The organism is Streptomyces sp. NPDC041135, from assembly GCF_055592085.1.
In genome coordinates this window covers 810952-827174 of record NZ_JBVIYZ010000002.1, presented here as the reverse complement: position 1 = coordinate 827174, position 16223 = coordinate 810952, and the positions used below count along the sequence as shown (strand labels likewise).

Below are 16223 nucleotides of genomic sequence, written 5' to 3'. Positions count from 1 at the left end.
CCCGGCATCGGCGCCTTCAGGTGTTCCAGGTCTCGTCGTACGGGTCGTGCGGCACCGGGACCGGACGGGCCGTCGTGACGTCCAGGTACGGGACGGGGCCGTTGTTGACCGGGTCGTGGGTCATGCGGGGGCTGTACGTGCCCGTCACCTCCAGCCAGGCGTCCGGGCGCAGGACCGGGGGCAGTTCACCGGTCAGGGCGATCTTCACCGGCTGGGCGTCCGCGGCACAGCAGTTCAGGGCCATCCGGACCAGGTAGGGGGCGCCCGAGTGGTCCAGGGCGAGGAAGCCGGTGACGCGGACGGGGCGGCCGTGCAGGGAGCGGCCGTGGTCGTAGGCCGCGCGGGAGGCGTAGTCGACCACGGAGAGCGGGACCGGGTCACCGGCGGGCAGCGTGTCGTAGCCGTACGGCTTCTGCAGTGCCGTACCGGAGCGCAGGGCGCTGTAGGAGCCGAGGGCCGGCGGGGCGATCAGGATGAGCGCGAGGAGAGGGAGCAACAGCAGCCAGGCGATGCGGGGTTCGGGGTGGGTGTGGCCGGCGCCGGTGGCCCGGTCCCGCGTCCCGGCGTGGGCGTGGCTCTTCTCGGCGGTCCTGCCGCGCCCGCGTTCGTACCAGGCCGTCGCCGCCGCCGCCGCGATCAGTACGGCGCCCGAGGCCAGCAGCAGCGGGCGCAGACCCGCTTTGACGTAGCGCAGGTAGAGGTCGGTGGCGCCCGCGTGCAGCAGGGCGACGCCGAGCAGGAACATGACGGCTGCCTGGGCCTGGCGGTTCACAGCAGCACCGTCCCGGTCAGTACGGCGCCCGTGACGGCCAGTGCGAAGGTGGCGGGCGCGAAGCGGAGCGCGAAGGCGCGGCCGAAGGTGCCGGCCTGCATCGCGAAGAGCTTGAGGTCGATAATCGGGCCCACCACCAGGAACACCAGCTTGGCCGTCGGGGAGAACTGGGTGAGGGAGGCGGCGACGAACGCGTCCGCCTCCGAGCAGATCGACAGCAGGACGGCCAGGACGGCGAGGGCGAGCACGGAGAACGCGGGGTTGCCGGCGGCCGTGCGCAGCCAGGTCGCCGGGGTCGCCGCCTTCAGCGTGGCCGCGGCCATCGCGCCGAGCACCAGGAAGCCACCGGCGTGCATGATGTCGTGGCGGACCGAGTTCCAGAACGTCTCGCCCCTGGTCGCGCCCTCGTGCGCGCCGTGGACCGGTGGACGCAGCCAGTCCGTGCGGCCCAGCCGCTGCCACAGCCAGCCCATCGCGCAGGCCACCAGCAGGCTTCCGAGGAACCGGGCCAGGACCATCTCCGGGTGGCGGGGGAAGGCGACGGCGGTGGCGGTCAGGACGATCGGGTTGATCGCGGGCGCGGAGAGGAGGAAGGCGAGGGCGGCGGCGGGAGTCACGCCCCGGCGGACCAGGGCTCCCGCCACCGGTACCGACGCGCACTCACAGCCCGGCAGCACCGCCCCCGCCAGTCCGGCCACGGGCACGGCCAGGGCCGGGCGGCGCGGCAGGGCACGGGCGAAGAAGGACGCGGGGACGAACACCGCGATCGCCGCCGAGAGGAGCACCCCGAGGACCAGGAAGGGCAGCGCCTGCACGGTCACGGCCACGAACACCGTCATCCAGCTCTGCATCAGCGGGGTGCCGAGGGCCCCGCGGATCGGGGACTGGGCGAGCACCGCCAGGACCAGCGTCAGGGTCAGCACCAGCGGGGAGCTGAGCCGCCGGCCCTCCTTCCCCGGCCGGTCGCCGGGCAGCCGCGCCGGGGCCGGCGTGTCGGCGCCCGGCGGGGCGTCTTCGGTGATGGCCACGCGCTGATACCTCCGGCTGGTTCTCTCCCTCCCACTCGGTACGTGCGTTCCGGCGCGGGTGTTCAGGCCGTCGCTCGAACCGCTCCGCTTCTTGGGACAGTCTTTTCCCGTTCCGGTACGGCAACACCAAGTGCCCACGTCGGACGTTCGTGGAGCAGATATCCGGCCTCACCCGCCGGCATGGCCGGCTGCGCTCCATCCTGACCGCAGTCGGGGGTGGCCACGGGCCACAAGACAGACGCCGCCGGATGGCGGGCGTCTCAGGTCACCTCCCACTCGACGCGGTGCCGGGCCCATCCGTATGCTCCGAGGTATGGCTGTGCCCGAGCGGGACGCGTCGGACGACGGACCCGACACCGCCGTCGGACCTGCCCTACGGGTCGCCTCCCCAGCGGGGAAGTGGGTCCTGCTGACGACCGTCCTCGGGTCCAGCATGGCCCTGCTGGACTCGACTGTCGTCAACGTCGCCCTGCCGGCCATCGGCCGTGACCTGGACGCGAGCCTCGCCGCCCTCCAGTGGACCGTCAACGGCTACATGCTCTCGCTGGCCGGGCTGATCCTGCTCGGCGGCTCGCTCGGCGACCGCTTCGGACGCCGGAGGATCTTCGTCGTCGGCGTGGTCTGGTTCGCTGCAGCCTCGCTGATGTGCGGGCTCGCGCCGAACGTCGGCATCCTCATCGCGGCCCGCGTGCTCCAGGGCGTCGGCGGGGCGCTGCTCACCCCTGGTTCGCTGGCGATCATCCAGGCCTCCTTCCACCCCGACGACCGGGCCGGGGCCGTCAGTCTGTGGTCGGGCTTCGGGGGCGTCGGGGCCGCCGTCGGACCGTTCCTCGGCGGCTGGCTGGTGGACGGGCCGGGCTGGCGCTGGGTCTTCCTGCTGAACATCCCCGCCGCGCTGGTCTGCGTGCCCGTCGCCCTGCGGCACGTCCCGGAGTCCTCCGGCCCCTTCGACACGGGCAACGCCGACAGCGGGGAAGCCGCGCCGCACCGCCGCTTCGACGTCCTCGGGGCCGTCCTCGGCGCGGCGGCCCTCGCGCTGGTGACGTACGCCCTGATCGAGGCCCGGAGCGGCTCCGTGCTCGTGCCGGTGACGGCGGTCGCGGGCGTGGCGGCGGGCGTGGCCTTCGTGCGGGTCGAGCGGCGGCGGCCCGATCCGATGATGCCGCCGGACATCTTCGCGTCGCGCCAGTTCACGGCCGTGAACCTGGTGACGCTGTGCGTCTACGCCGCTTTCGGCGGCTTCTTCTTCCTGACCGCGCTCCAGCTCCAGGTGGTGGCGGGCTACTCCGCCCTCGAAGCCGGTACGGCCCTGCTGCCGACCACGGCCCTGATGCTGCTGTTCTCCGCCCGCTCTGGCGAACTGGCCCGGCGGATCGGACCGCGCATCCCGCTCACGGTCGGCCCCCTGCTGTGCGCGACCGCCATGCTGCTGATGCTGCGGGTCGGCAAGGACGCCTCGTACGTCGCGGACGTGCTGCCCGCCCTGGTGGTGATGGGCCTCGGCATGGTCACCCTGGTCGCGCCGCTGACCGCGACCGTGCTGGCCTCGGTGGACACCGGGCGGGCCGGGCTGGCGAGCGGCATCAACAACGCGGCGGCCCGCGCCGCCGGTCTCGTCGCCGTGGCCGCGCTGCCCGTGCTCACCGGGATGGGCTCGGAGGCGTACCGCTCGGCGGACGCCTTCGACGCCGCGTTCCGGCGGGCGATGCCGCTCTGCGCGGGCGTGCTGGTGGTCGGCGCGGTACTCGCCTTCACGACGGTGCGCCGCCCCGCCCCGGACTGCCGGCGCCCCGAATGCCGTACCCACGGCTCCGTCCTGGCACCGCCACTGGAACCCCGCCGCACCAGTCAGGGCACCCTGGGCCCCGCGGGCCCGGACACCCCCGGCACGAGCCCGACACCCTGACCGCGCCCCGGTGCGCGAGGGGTCCCTGACCGTGCCTCGCGCAGAAGATCGGCACCCTGACCGCCGCAAGACCTCGGTCAGATCACGCGGCCGTGAAGAGTCGACTCCGGGGATCCAGTTCGCGTAATCGCCCATCTCTGCGTCGGCGCACAGGGTCTCCCAGAAACCGTCGTGGGCCAGTGCGGTGTGATCAAGGGTGGCGACGAGCTCGCGCAAGTCCAAGGTCCCTGATGAGGTGGCTCCGCGGTTTCGGACTCGGGCGGGGGGATGTGCCGACCCGCTCTCACCGATCCCGTCCGGGAGCGCCGCCCGCTCTCGAACCGTGACACCGACGTGGCGGACGCAGCACGGCACATCAGCAACCGCTGAGCCTCCCGAACCGGGCCAGGCAGTGCCAGACCTTCTTGAGGTCCTGGAGAGCGTATCGACCTGCGCGGGCAGCGTCTCCGATATTCCTGGGGGTGAGCCAGCCACCGCGAGCGATTGTGGCTCCCAGATCTACGTACGCCTGGCCGCGATAGTGCGGATGGTGACGCAGTTCGGCCACGCTGAGCCGGAAACCGGGATGCCATTCGACTGGGCACGGCAGACGCTCTGCCGCGTGTTCGACCGCTGTACCGCGATAGCTGGGGTCCAGCACCAGCCCTTCTACATCACAGTCGAACCTGACCGCCCCATGGATCTGTGCCTCGATATGACCGTCCAGGGGATCGGTGTCCGCTGCCTCGGCAAGCTCGAGAAGTGAGCACCGCTCGGCGACGCCGAAGGAAGACGGCTCAGCGGAGCTGTCCGGGTAACAGAACGTAGCGCGCGTGAGAGCCTCAGGCGTGAGCCGGAAGTACGAGGAGCCGAATCGCGGGGCACCGCCGACGGGATCCCGGCGGTAGTTCAACGCACCGTAGACAGGGCGCTGTTCAGGTGCGGCGTCGTCATACGCGCCGGCGAAGATACGGCTCTCCCAGCGCCATCGGTCTCCGCCCGGACGCGCGGTCAGCCCGCCGTTACTCGTTCCTGTGACGAATTGTGACCTGTAGACACCGTCGTCAGCCATCTGGATCAGGAGAGGACGGTTCCCCGCGATTCGGTCAGGGTGAAAATGCATCGTCACCCTCAGGTCCGGAGGGAGGCGCTTCCCCCTCGACGAAGCCGCGACATGTCGCAGAGCCCTCCCGTGAACCGAGACGGCGGTATCAGCAGCCATGCCTGGAGTCTGCACAAGTCGCTGGTACCAACGCACCTCAATATGGCGACTGCTACCCGGCAATCAGCTCATCGCTTCAGAAACCGCACCTGAACAGCGCAGACGGCCGCACACACGGGCGGCCCCCTCCCATCCCGGGGAAAGCGTCGGCGTCCCGCCCTTGCCGCACTCGCCCCCGGCGTACCGTCCTCGGCAACGCCTCCTGGTCCAGCCCTCTGGCGAGCATACGAGGGCCTTGCAACATGCCGACGGGTACCTCGAAGGCGCGGTTGTCGGCGCGGAGACACCGCCTCCTCGTCGCTGGCGGCGGCGCCTGCTCACCCGGCGGCCGACAGCACGAGCGCGACGCCGAACAGTGTGCCTTCGCACGCCCATGCCGAGTCGTTCGTCGTCTGTCATCATCAGCACGCACCCCCGTGCCGGTCCTGGTCGGCCCCGATTGGGGACCAGATCGAACAGTGCTCCTGGTCCCCAACGCCGGACCGTTCATTGCCGCCACACATGCCGCTGAGCACGGATGCGGCCGCAAGACGGCTCTAGCTCGTGTTGATACGCCAGGCAATCATCCCAGTTGCCCGCGCCTTACCTCGCACGTCGATCTTCAGGTCCTTCGTGCTGGTGAAAGGCCCGAACACCACGGAGCCATCGCAGGGCACCGGCTTTGCCGCTGCAGCCCTGCTCGGTGTGAACACGATCTCTGCATTGCCCTTCCCGGCGCAGACGACCGTCAGCTTGTAGGAATGGCCCGTAGAGAGGTCAGGCTGGGTGTGCATGCCGTCGGAGACGCGTTCCACTCCTGACTCGACCATGGTCTTGCCTTGCCCGGCGACGGCATTGAGAGCCGACTCGGCCTGCGCAGCAAGCTTTTCCTCGGCAGACGGAGAAGCGCTTGCATGCGAGGGCGCTGTTGTGGAGCGGTGAGCAGCAGGATCCTTGTCGGACGTGCATGCAGTCAAGGACAACACCGGCACAAGCGCGGTGCCAAGCACCCACTGCGGAACAGGCTTCATGAGGAGGTCTCCCAATACTTCCAGCCCGTTTCCCTCGCCGGGAGGGTTGCGGTGCCGCTCTCGACGAGGGTTGGACTACCGCAGCCCCCGCCCTTGCGTCCCCACTTCTTTCACGACACCCAGCGAAGGCAGTTCGGCGCATGCCGAAACGCATGTGCCTCCCCCGATGCAGATCCACCCTGGTCACAGGCGGCACTCAGGACACTACGGAAGGGTCATGCCCTGATCAAGCGGGTGATCATTCTTCTGAGCTGGACTTGAGGTGGCCATCCCGAGCTGTACCAGCACCGTTCTCAGAGCCGAGACAGTTGGCGCACGCCCGGCGGGCCTCGTCGATTCTCCGGAGGACGGGGGCGCATCCATCCACCGGGCCGGCTCGCGTTCGGGCGGCCCCAGCAGCGCCTCGCCCGCTGCGGGAGCGGCGGGTCCCGAGGCATGGACGGCTGCACAGCAGCAGGGATAGGACGGGCTGTCTCTACAGAGGCGGAACGGTTGTCCGCAGTGGCCAGAATGAGGTCGGCGGCCGGGCGTTCGCGGCGCAGGCGTTGGGTGAAGGTCAGGCCGCTCTCGTCCGGCCGGTAGGACGGCGGGCGCGGGTCACCACGGGTACGGGCGTCACACAGTGGGCGTCACGGGTGCCGCGTCTGCTCCCGGGCGCTCGGCGGGATCGTGTACGAAGGCGTGCGCGGCCGCCAACTCCGCACGGCCCGCGGCCTCGACCGCCTCCAGGAAGTCGTAGGCGTCCGCGCCGATCGGCACGCGCAGTGGTGCCGTGGGCGACGCCACCAGGCGCAGGACGTGGTGAGCGAAGACTTCGGGCTGGCTCAGCCCGGGGTTGCCGGGCATGCCCCGCAGGCCTGCCTCGACGTCTCCCGTGCTCTGCGCGTAGGCCTGTATGCGGCCGGCGGCCTCGGCCAGCGAGGTGCCGTAGCGGGTGGCGAATCCGCCGGGCTCGACGGCGTGCACCCGGATGCCGAAGGGCGCGACTTCCGCTGCCAGAGCCTGACTCATCCCTTCCAGTGCGTACTTGCCCGTCACATAGGCGGACAGACCCGGCAGCCCCATCCGTCCGGCGATCGAGGAGACGTTGACGACGTGCCCGAAGCCCTGACGGCGCATCAGAGGTAGCACCAAGCGGGTGAGTCGCCACGGTGCGACAGTCAGCACCTCGAGTTGCTGGCGCAGTTCGTCGTCGGATACCTCTTCGACCGCGCCGAACAACCCTGACCCGGCGTTGTTCACCAGCACGTCGACGCCGCCGAAGCGATCGACCGCGTGGGCGACCGCGGCTTCGCACTGCTCGGCGTCGCACACGTCCAAAGCCACCGCCGACACCCGGTCCGGGTACCGGTCAGCCAGGTCATTCATGGTGGCGGGCCTGCGGGCGGTGGCGATCACCAGGTCGCCGGCATCCGCGGCGGCGCCCGCCAGCGCCTGCCCCAGCCCTGAAGAGCACCCCGTCACCAGCCATCGCCGCGTCATGCGTCCCCCGTCGCCGTGTCCGTGGCCGCGGCCGTGAGCCGCGCAGGGCGATGGTGGCAGCTTCGTGCTCCGGCCAGTAGGGGCGCGCGGAAGCACAAGCGGCGCGCATCCAACCTCCCCACGCCCGCAGCAGGAACAGGTAGCCGAGATCGACCTTTCCCACGGCAGCGGGGCATCTCGCGCTCAAGTTCGTCACGCGGGCGGGGATCGCCGAGGTAGGTGTGCACCTCGGGCGAGGCGTGCAGCTCGATGAACGCCGCACGGTCTCGGTTCGGCCCGTCGGGAGTCGCCCGAGCGGTATCCCATCTGGGACTCCAGCAGGTGTGAGGCCCGCAGCTGGGCCTTGGCCTGCTGGTTCTCACCGCCCGGTAGACCGGGTGATCCATCAACCAGCGTATCGACCGGTCCTCACTGCACCCGTGCGCGAGACAGAGCAGCGGGTGAGGCGGTGGTCGGATGTCGGATGTCGGGCTGGTGCACGAAGGCGTTCGCCAGTGGGATCCGTCGCTATCGTGCTCCCGTGACTGGTTCCGTGCAGCGTGCACTGCTGTTTCTCGATGTCGATGGGCCGCTCATCCCGTTCGGCGCGGTGTCACAGCCGTATCCGACCTACACTACGGGTCCCGAACTGCCCGCTGACACGAGTCCGCTCCTGGCCAGGGTCAATCCGGATCACGGTCCCCGGCTGGCGGCGCTCCCGTGCGAGGTGGTCTGGGCAACGACATGGATGGCGGACGCGAACGAGTGCATCGCGCCCCGCATCGGTCTGCCTCAGCTGGCGATGGTGATCTGGCCGGAGCCGTCCGATGTTGATGAGCAGGACGAACGGAACGGACTGCATTGGAAGACCCGTGCCCTGGTCGAATGGGCTGCGGGACGTCCGTTCGCATGGGTGGACGACGAGATCAGCGATGCCGATCGGTCCTGGGTTGCTGCCCATCATCAGGGGCGAGCCCTGCTGCACCGTGTTGATCCCCGCCATGGGCTGACGGACCGCGACTATGCGGCTCTCGACTCGTGGCTGCGACAGATGGTCTGACACGGTTGGCGAACGTGCGGAGGCCGCGGGAATGACCTGGTTGCGCTGTGGGGGACGGCTCGAGCTGACCTGGATGGCCAGGTTCCTGCGGCCGTGCGGCTGAGCCGCCCGAGGTGACCCGCGTACCACGACGGTCGTCTTGACAGGGGCACGGTTCGAGCGGTCGCGGCGCGGCGGTCGGTCTGCCCCGTAACCGGTGGCCTTGTGAAGGCGTACCCGCCCCTGCTAGAGCAGCTCGCCACGCTCTACCCCACTGCTGACTCCTCCCCCGGCCCCGACTCCCCCAGCCCCGCACTCCTCTCCCCCGGCCCCTCACTCCGCTTCCCCGGCCCCGCCTAGCGACCCCGAGTGCGGCGGCGGGTACGCGCACGGTCCGCGGCCAGGGCGCCTCCGGCGCCGCACACGGTCGCGGGAGCGCGATCCCCTGCCTGTCCAGGCACGCGTTCAGGCTGGCTGTCTGGAGGGGCCGGGACGTTGTCAGTGGCGGTCGGTACGTTGCGATCATGGGTGTCTATCTGGTGAGTGTCGCCGCGCAGGACTGGTCGCAGCCGGGGGAGGACGGGTACGGGGACGTCGCCGCCGCGCTGAACACCGAGCTGGAGCGGCGCGGGCTGCCCCCGTACGAGCTGCGGCAGGCCGCAGGGGAAGCGCCGGGCTGGTTCGAGGAGAAGGTCAGCCCGTCCATGGACGGCTTCGTGGCCCTGTGCAGGACTCGGCTGACCGACGCGGAGCTGTGGGCCCTCCTCGACTGGAGCGTGCTGGTGCCGTTCGCGCTGGAGGAGGAGATCGTGCTGCCCGTCGCCACCGCGTACTCCGGCGAGGAGACGCTGGTCGCCGGGGCCCCGCGGGTGCTCGCCCTGGCCGAGCGGCTGGCCGGTGCCGTCGCACTGCCCGTGGACGCGATACCGGCGGGTGAGAACCTCGCGCTGAGCCTGTGGTTCCTGGAGGGCGGGGCGGAGCGGACCGCCCGGGTGCGGCCGGGACCGTGGGCCGAGGACCGGGACGCAGCCTTCTACGTGGCGCTCTACCTGCGCGCCGCGCAGTACTCCCTGCGGTACGGCTGCCCGATGACCTACTCCTGAGGCGGGCCGGCCACGGCGAAACCATCCGGTGATCTGCGCGGACACGGGGTTGCGCCAAGGGTTGCGCTCATCTGTTGCGCTGGATGTCGCTCCAACGGTGGCGCGAGGTGCTGCGCGGCCCGCACGACCGTCCTTCGGGCTCCTGGTCGCCCGAGGCGCGCGGTCACGCGGCCTGGGCGGCTCGCCGGGCGCGGGCCAGCCGGCGCAGCTCGGAGCGCGCCGTCGGCGCCGAGGGGACGGTCTCCCAGTAGGGGTGCCACCACAGCCGTACGGACAGGAGCAGCAGGCGGCGGCGCAGGGTGGTGGTGTCGTGGGGGCGAGGTGCGGCGAGTGCTTGGTAGGTGGCGTTCCAGGCGGCTTGCGTCTGCACCAGGTCGTCGGGGAAGTCGTTCACGTCCATACCGCTATTAGATCGCGTGTTCGAATTTGGTGTCACATCGGACACGCCCCGCGCGGTCGGCCTCATGGGTCGGGCCTGTGGTCGCCCCGGCAGCGTCGCCCCGACGGCGATGGTCCGGTCCGTTCTGGAGTGCTGCCCGCGCGGACTTCTTCCGCACCGCTTGCGCAAGGGGCGCTGCGCCTCCCGCCTCCCGCTCAGCGGCACGGCGCCGCACCTCCTCCGCTTCCGCGCGGGCCTCTTGCTCGCTGAGGAGCAAGGTGATCACCTCCCTCTACGACGACCCCGACCACCCGGACAACGGTCGGGTCCGCCGCGGCGACGGCGAAGCGGCAACCGGGGTGCGGCCGCCTGCCGGGGTACGGGGAGTGGCGGGTGGCCGTGCCCGGGGTGAAGCTGGGGGTGACAGCCGGCACGGGGAGAAGCCCGTGTCCGGCGCCCCTTTCGCGTCCCGGGCCCGGCACCCTTCTCGCGATCGGGCCCGCACCCAGGACGCCGACGCCGTGGGGTGACTCGAAAGCCGGGATCGGGGAACCGGGAGTGATGCCCTGACCCACGAGGGAGGGCCGGGTGCCCGGACGCGCGGCTTTCTCACCGGAAGAAGGACCATGATGGCGCACGAAGAGGACGACGGGCGGGCCGTGCCGAACACCCCGGGTATGCGCACCGATGGCGACGGCGTCGGACGCCGCCGTCCGCTGCGCGAGCGGCACGTCGAGGAGACGGTCGAGGTCGCGGTGCCGGTCCGCACGGCCTACAACCAGTGGACGCAGTTCAAGACGTTCCCGCGCTTCTCGACCGTGGTGCGCGATGTCGAGCAGGTCAGGCCCACCGTCACCGCGTGGACCATCGGCTACGGCCCCCTGCGCCACCGTTTCTCGGTCGAGATCGTGGAACAGGACCCCGACGCCTACCTGGCCTGGCGCGGCCTGGAGCAGCACCCCACCCACGAGGGCGAGATCGAGTTCAGGCCGACGGAGTCCGGTGGCACCGCGATCACGGTCCGGATGCTCCTGCGACCGCACGGGGCCGCGAAGGTCCTCACCCGCTCGTCCAGGGTCACGGGGCTGACCGCCCGACTGGTGCGCGGGGAGCTGGTGAACTTCAAGCACTTCATCGAAGGGCTCGGCCAGGAGGGTGGCGCCTGGCGCGGCACCATCCGCAACGGCCGTGTTCAGCACGACACCGCGGAACCGCCCAGGAGCCGTGTCGCCCAGTGGCCCGTCGGCTGACCCGCGTACCGCACACGGCAAGAGAAAGGCCAAGCGATGCAGAACCCGCCCGGTGAAGAGCCGGAGACCTCCCTCTCCGTGACACCGCCGAAGAAGTGGGCGGCCGGGGTCCCCGCCGTCGTGCACGCGCTGGAGTACTCCCTGGAGCAGACCTCCCCGCGCAAGACCGGGGTCGACCTGCTCACCATGAACCAGGTGGGCGGAATCGACTGCCCCGGCTGCGCGTGGGCGGACCCCGCCCCGGGCCGGCGCCATCGCAACGAGTACTGCGAGAACGGCGCCAAGCACATCAACGACGAGGCCACGACGCGCCGGATCACCGCCGACTTCTTCCGCGAGCACAGCGTGTCCGATCTGGCCGCCCGTTCCGACATGTGGCTCAACCAGCAGGGCCGGCTCACCGAGCCGATGATCAAGCGACCCGGATCGGACCACTACGAGCCCGTCGGCTGGAACGACGCCCTGGGCGTCCTCGCACGGGAACTGAGGGGGCTGGACTCGCCCGACGAGGCGGTCTTCTACACCTCCGGCCGGGCCAGCAACGAAGCGGCCTTCGTCTTCCAGCTCTTCGCCCGCGCGTTCGGCACCAACAACCTGCCCGACTGCAGCAACATGTGTCACGAATCCAGCGGCTTCGCCCTGAACGAGACGCTCGGTGTCGGCAAGGGCACCGTGAGTCTCGACGACCTCCACCACGCGGACCTGATCTTCGTGGTGGGGCAGAACCCGGGCAGCAACCACCCGCGGCAGCTCTCGGCCCTGGAGGAGGCCAAGCGCAACGGCGGCCGCATCGTGGCGGTGAATCCGCTGCCGGAGGCGGGGCTGCGACGCTTCAAGAACCCGCAGAAGCCGCGCGGGGTCGTGGGGCGGGGCACCCAGATCGCCGACCGCTTCCTGCACATCAAGCCGGGCGGGGACCTCGCCCTGTTCCAGGCACTGAACGTGCTGCTGCTGGAGGCGGAGGACGCGCGTCCCGGCACCGTCCTGGACCACGACTTCATCAACGCCCACACCTCCGGTTTCGAGGAGTTCACCCGGCACGCGCGCACCGTCGACTGGGACGACGTGCGCGCGGCTACGGGACTGACCCGTGAGGAGATCGAGAGGGTCCGCGACGAGGTCCTGCGGAGCGAACGCGTCGTCGTGTGCTGGGCGATGGGCATCACCCAGCACAAGCACGCCGTGCCCACCATCCGGGAGATCGTCAACTTCCTGATGCTGCGTGGCAACCTGGGGCGTGCCGGCACCGGCGTCTGCCCGGTACGCGGCCACAGCAACGTCCAGGGCGACCGCACCATGGGCATCTGGGAGCAGATGCCGGACACCTTCCTGGACGCCCTGCAGAAGGAGTTCGGCTTCGACCCGCCGCGCCTGCACGGCCTGGACTCGGTGAAATCGATCAAGGCGATGCTGGAGGGCCGCGTCAAGGTCTTCCTCGCCCTGGCCGGCAACTTCGTACGCGCAGCGCCCGACAGCGAGGTCACCGAGAAGGCGATGCGCTCGTGCCGGCTGACCGCCCACATCTCCACCAAGCTCAACCGCTCGCACACCGTCTGCGGCGACACCGCCCTGATCCTGCCGACGCTGGGACGCACCGAGCGTGACGTCCAGGCCGACGGCGAGCAGTTCGTCACCGTCGAGAACTCCATGAGCGAGGTGCACACCTCCCAGGGACGACTCGAACCGGCCTCGCGCATGCTGCTGAGCGAGGTCGCCATCCTGAGCCGGCTCGCCCGGCTGAGCCTCGACGGCGAGGGGAACATCCCCTGGGCCAGGTTCGAGGGCGACTACAACACCATCCGCGACAGCATCTCCCGGATCGTGCCGGGCTTCCACGACTTCAACGCCCGGGTGACCCGTCCGGGAGGCTTCCAGCTGCCCAACCCGGTCAACGAGGGCGTGTTCCGGACCGAGACCGGCAAGGCCCGGTTCACCTGCAACGAGCGGGTGGTCCCCGTGGCCCCCGAGGGGCACCTGCTGCTGCAGACCCTGCGCTCGCACGACCAGTGGAACACCGTCCCGTACACCGACAACGACCGTTACCGCGGCATTCACGGCAGCCGCCTCGTCGTCCTCGTCAACCCGGCCGACCTGTCCGAACTCGGCCTCGCCCAGGGCGATCGGGTGGACCTGGTGAGCGTCTGGCAGGACGGCACCGAGCGCCGGGCCGAGAACTTCGAGGTCGTGTCCTACCCGGCGGCCAAGGGTTCGGCCGCCGCCTACTATCCGGAGACGAACGTCCTGGTGCCGCTCGACAGCGTCGCCGACATGAGCAACCAGCCCGCGTCGAAGGGCATCGTCGTCCGTCTCGAACCCGCGGGCGACCGATCCCGGCCGGCACCCGTCTGACCGGGGCCGACGACGCCGGGCCGGCGGCGGGTCGACCGCCGGCCGATGAGCCGCTGGTCGGTCCCCGCGATCTCCATGACCGGCCGGCGGCCAGGCGTCACCTCGCGCGGCTTGGTTTCCCTCACGGTGGCCGCCGTGGCGGTGGTCGCCGCCGTCGCGGTTGCGGTCACCGTCGTGGTCGCGGTGGTCGCCGCCGTGGCGGTTGCGGTCACCGTCGTGGTCGCGGTGGCCGCCGCCGTGGCGGTGGTCGCGGCCCCAGGAGGCGTCGTCGATGAAGCGGCCGTAGTCGTTGCGCAGGGTCGCGGTGTCGGAGTCCGTGTCCCACACGTAGTCGTGGCGGTCCTGGAAGACGTCGGCACGAGTGTCGCGGCCGGTGCCGGTGTGAACGCGGACGGTGGAATGCCCTTCCAGACGCAGGTAGTGGAAGGTGTAGGTCTGGCCGTCCTCGTCCTGGAGGGTCCAGCCGTGCAGGTTGACCGAACGGCGTCCGGTGTTGGTGACGTCCACCCACTGCGCGTTGAGGGAGCGGTTGGAGCGGTCGTCGCGTCCCGGGGGGTTGTACTGCACGTCGCTGATGATCACGTGCGCGTGGGAGCGGCCGGGGTGGTGGTCGGCGGCCGCGGCCGGCAGAGCCACAGCCCCCACGGCAGCGGCCGCGACACCGGCAGCGGCGGTCAGACGACGGACGGAAGAGAGTGCGGACACGAGTGTCCCCCTTCGAGCGGGTGCGCGCACCGGTCACCTGCGCCAGGGAAATCCGCAGGTGGAGCCGGTTGCGTTGTGCTGGTGTGCGGCCGGTCAGCCGCACACGCACACCATGCCGCCCGCACCCCCACCTGGCGTGGGAAATGCGAAGGTGATTACAGATCCAGCAGGTTTCTGTGGCAGTCGCCTGTAACGTCCATTTATGCATCGAATGCGTGCGGGTGACGGCTCATCACACCGTCGCGCCGTGGGGCTTCGGGCCTCGAGCGGGCATCCGCCGACGCACGCCACCGACCAGCGGGAACGCGTTCACCCGGGAGTGAGTAACAGAATCCCCCATACGGCCGCGGCCGCCCGCAAGCGGCAGTCGGCCACCGGCTTCGACGCTGGGAGCCGGGACGAGCGGACGGCAGGCCAGTCTCCGCCCGGGCCCGGGCCGCGCGTGACCTGCGGGGGGGTGGGCGGCGGACGGCGGCGATCCAGATATCCGGACCTGCCTGTTCACGGTCTGCCAGGGCGACCGCACGACCCTGCTCCGGCGGCGGGATGTCACCTCGCGCAGGTGGGAATGCGCAGGGACGCGGTCATGGACTGGGCGCTCCACGAGCGGACGTACAGGAACCTTTCCCTCCCCCGCCCAGGTAGCGGACCTCAGCATGCGCTCGGTTTCCCAGTGGTCCGGGCCGCCCTTGCGGATGGCCGTCGTGCACCGGTGGCGGACGGCCGATCGGCACGCGGACTCCAGGGCACCTCGCCCGGCGGGACCCCGCCTCAGCGGCGGAAGGACCCTCAGGCCGTGTCGCCGCCCGCGTTGTGCGTGGCGGGCGTGTCGGAGACGTCGTCCGGGCGCATGGGCAGGCGCAGCGGGCGTCCGTCGCGGTGCGTCCAGATGTCGCGCAGGATGACCTGGATCATGCCGGCGACGGGAATGGCCAGCAGGGCGCCGAGGATTCCTGCGAGTTCGACGGCGATCAGGATGGCCAGCAGCACGGTGAGGGGGTTCAACTTGACCGTGCGGGACAGGATGACCGGCTGCAGCAGATGGTTCTCGAGCTGCTGGTAGACGATGAAGAAGACCACGGCCGCGATCCCCGCAGGTACGGAGTGGACGAACGCCGCCAGTGCGGCGACGACGGCGCCGAGGGTGGCGCCCACCAGCGGGATCAGGTCGGCGAGGGCCACGAACAGGGCGAGCAGGCCGGCGAACGGTACTCCGGCGATCAGCAGGACCACGTACGTCAGCACCCCGCAGATGACACTGATCAGGAGGTTGCCGGTGAGGTAGCCGGTGACGGTGCGGGCGCATTCGGCTCCGACACGGCGGATGCGGGCGGCGCGCGGCTCGTCGACCAGGGCCAGCGCGCCGTTCACGATCTTGGGTCCCTCCAGGACCATCAGGTAGGCGAGGACGAATATGGTGATCGCTCCCGCCACCGTGGTCGCGGCGCTGCGGACGATGGCAAGGGCGGGTGTGCCGAGCCCGGTGGCGAAGGAGTGGATCTGTTTCTGGTGCTGCTGCACGTAGGACAGCGCGTGTGTCCGCTCCAGCAGCTTTCCGGCCGGTCCGCGGCCGGCCCGGGCGTCCTCGATCATCTTGGGCAGCCCGCCGGCCAGACGGCTTCCTTCGTGGGCCAGGGGCGTCACGAACAGCGCGACCAGCGCCCCGATGACCGCGACGGCGAGAAGGAAGACCAGCAGCGTGGCCACGGAGCGGCGGCAGCGCGTCAGGCGCCGCTCGACGGCGTCGACCGCGGGGTGGAGGGCCACGGCGAAGAACAAGGCGATCACCGTCCAGACCAGCACCTGGCGGGTCTGCACCACCAGCTGCAGCCCGAGATAGGTGGCGAGCACCAGACCGATGGCAGCGAGGATGGTCCGTACCGGAACGGGGCGCGTCTGCATGAGGCAAGGGGTGCCCGGGTCCGACCGGGGGAAACGGTCCCCCGATCAGCGGGTCGCTGTGCAGCGGCACACCGTCGCCTCCGTTCGGGTGGCCGGGGTTGAGGCTCGCGCTCCCTCC

At 70.7% G+C, this 16223-nt stretch carries 12 protein-coding genes and 2 pseudogenes; 5 read left to right on the top strand and 9 right to left on the bottom strand.

The window, feature by feature from the left end:
• Positions 1–16 precede the first annotated feature (16 nt).
• On the bottom strand, positions 17–772 hold the full coding sequence (locus ACZ6CZ_RS07945) for a TIGR03943 family putative permease subunit (RefSeq protein ID WP_469016321.1): 756 nt from the start codon (positions 770–772) through the stop codon (positions 17–19).
• Positions 769–1800 carry a permease gene (locus ACZ6CZ_RS07940; protein ID WP_469016318.1) on the bottom strand — a complete coding sequence of 344 codons (1032 nt, stop codon included), beginning with the start codon at positions 1798–1800 and terminating at the stop codon, positions 769–771. Before ACZ6CZ_RS07940 ends, ACZ6CZ_RS07945 begins: the two co-directional genes overlap by 4 nt.
• Positions 1801–2113: 313 nt before the next feature.
• Between ACZ6CZ_RS07940 and ACZ6CZ_RS07935 the strand changes: the two genes are divergently transcribed.
• On the top strand, positions 2114–3706 hold the full coding sequence (locus ACZ6CZ_RS07935) for an MFS transporter (protein WP_469016315.1): 1593 nt from the start codon (positions 2114–2116) through the stop codon (positions 3704–3706).
• Between the two features lie 355 nt (positions 3707–4061).
• Here ACZ6CZ_RS07935 and ACZ6CZ_RS07930 read toward each other — a convergent pair whose 3' ends face one another.
• From ACZ6CZ_RS07930 to ACZ6CZ_RS07915, 4 genes and pseudogenes are all read right to left on the bottom strand, one after another.
• On the bottom strand, positions 4062–4907 hold the full coding sequence (locus ACZ6CZ_RS07930; RefSeq protein ID WP_469016313.1) for a DUF3626 domain-containing protein: 846 nt from the start codon (positions 4905–4907) through the stop codon (positions 4062–4064).
• 536 nt (positions 4908–5443) lie between these two features.
• Positions 5444–5917: a hypothetical protein gene (locus ACZ6CZ_RS07925; protein WP_469016310.1), complete on the bottom strand. Its 474-nt coding sequence runs from the start codon at positions 5915–5917 to the stop codon at positions 5444–5446.
• Between the two features lie 615 nt (positions 5918–6532).
• The gene (locus ACZ6CZ_RS07920; RefSeq protein ID WP_469016308.1) at positions 6533–7399 is read right to left on the bottom strand and encodes an SDR family oxidoreductase; all 867 of its coding nucleotides are present in this window, start codon (positions 7397–7399) and stop codon (positions 6533–6535) included.
• Positions 7400–7484: 85 nt separating this feature from the next.
• A pseudogene (locus tag ACZ6CZ_RS07915) lies at positions 7485–7668 on the bottom strand (GNAT family N-acetyltransferase); the annotation flags it as partial.
• A gap of 251 nt (positions 7669–7919) precedes the next feature.
• Here ACZ6CZ_RS07915 and ACZ6CZ_RS07910 point away from each other — a divergent pair.
• Positions 7920–8438, top strand: a complete 519-nt coding sequence (locus tag ACZ6CZ_RS07910) for an HAD domain-containing protein (protein ID WP_469016305.1) — start codon at positions 7920–7922, stop codon at positions 8436–8438.
• A 503-nt stretch (positions 8439–8941) separates the two neighbouring features.
• The gene (locus ACZ6CZ_RS07905) at positions 8942–9520 is read left to right on the top strand and encodes a hypothetical protein (RefSeq protein WP_469016302.1); all 579 of its coding nucleotides are present in this window, start codon (positions 8942–8944) and stop codon (positions 9518–9520) included.
• 163 nt (positions 9521–9683) lie between these two features.
• Here ACZ6CZ_RS07905 and ACZ6CZ_RS07900 read toward each other — a convergent pair whose 3' ends face one another.
• Positions 9684–9920 (bottom strand): hypothetical protein, encoded by a 237-nt coding sequence (locus tag ACZ6CZ_RS07900; RefSeq protein WP_469016299.1) that lies wholly within the window; start codon positions 9918–9920, stop codon positions 9684–9686.
• Between the two features lie 608 nt (positions 9921–10528).
• Between ACZ6CZ_RS07900 and ACZ6CZ_RS07895 the strand changes: the two genes are divergently transcribed.
• Together ACZ6CZ_RS07895 and ACZ6CZ_RS07890 are read left to right on the top strand one after the other, a co-directional pair.
• Positions 10529–11149: an SRPBCC family protein gene (locus tag ACZ6CZ_RS07895; RefSeq protein WP_469016297.1), complete on the top strand. Its 621-nt coding sequence runs from the start codon at positions 10529–10531 to the stop codon at positions 11147–11149.
• Between the two features lie 36 nt (positions 11150–11185).
• Positions 11186–13498, top strand: coding sequence for an FdhF/YdeP family oxidoreductase (locus ACZ6CZ_RS07890; protein WP_469016295.1), 2313 nt, complete (start codon positions 11186–11188; stop codon positions 13496–13498).
• Positions 13499–13762: 264 nt separating this feature from the next.
• Here the strand turns inward: ACZ6CZ_RS07890 and ACZ6CZ_RS07885 are convergent.
• Both ACZ6CZ_RS07885 and ACZ6CZ_RS07880 read right to left on the bottom strand, forming a co-directional pair.
• Positions 13763–14080, bottom strand: a pseudogene (locus tag ACZ6CZ_RS07885) (lamin tail domain-containing protein); the annotation flags it as partial.
• 912 nt (positions 14081–14992) lie between these two features.
• Entirely contained in the window at positions 14993–16105 is a 1113-nt protein-coding gene (locus tag ACZ6CZ_RS07880; RefSeq protein WP_469016292.1) for an AI-2E family transporter, read from the bottom strand.
• Between the last annotated feature and the right edge of the window lie 118 nt (positions 16106–16223).

Bases quoted from the DNA above. Each gene is read 5' to 3' on its own strand.
- ACZ6CZ_RS07935 (WP_469016315.1), top strand. From the start codon at position 2,114: ATGGCTGTGCCCGAGCGGGACGCGTCGGACGACGGACCCGACACCGCC.
- ACZ6CZ_RS07930 (WP_469016313.1), bottom strand. From the start codon at position 4,907: ATGGCTGCTGATACCGCCGTCTCGGTTCACGGGAGGGCTCTGCGACAT.
- ACZ6CZ_RS07925 (WP_469016310.1), bottom strand. From the start codon at position 5,917: ATGAAGCCTGTTCCGCAGTGGGTGCTTGGCACCGCGCTTGTGCCGGTG.
- ACZ6CZ_RS07920 (WP_469016308.1), bottom strand. From the start codon at position 7,399: ATGACGCGGCGATGGCTGGTGACGGGGTGCTCTTCAGGGCTGGGGCAG.
- ACZ6CZ_RS07905 (WP_469016302.1), top strand. From the start codon at position 8,942: ATGGGTGTCTATCTGGTGAGTGTCGCCGCGCAGGACTGGTCGCAGCCG.
- ACZ6CZ_RS07900 (WP_469016299.1), bottom strand. From the start codon at position 9,920: ATGGACGTGAACGACTTCCCCGACGACCTGGTGCAGACGCAAGCCGCC.
- ACZ6CZ_RS07895 (WP_469016297.1), top strand. From the start codon at position 10,529: ATGGCGCACGAAGAGGACGACGGGCGGGCCGTGCCGAACACCCCGGGT.
- ACZ6CZ_RS07890 (WP_469016295.1), top strand. From the start codon at position 11,186: ATGCAGAACCCGCCCGGTGAAGAGCCGGAGACCTCCCTCTCCGTGACA.
- ACZ6CZ_RS07880 (WP_469016292.1), bottom strand. From the start codon at position 16,105: ATGCAGACGCGCCCCGTTCCGGTACGGACCATCCTCGCTGCCATCGGT.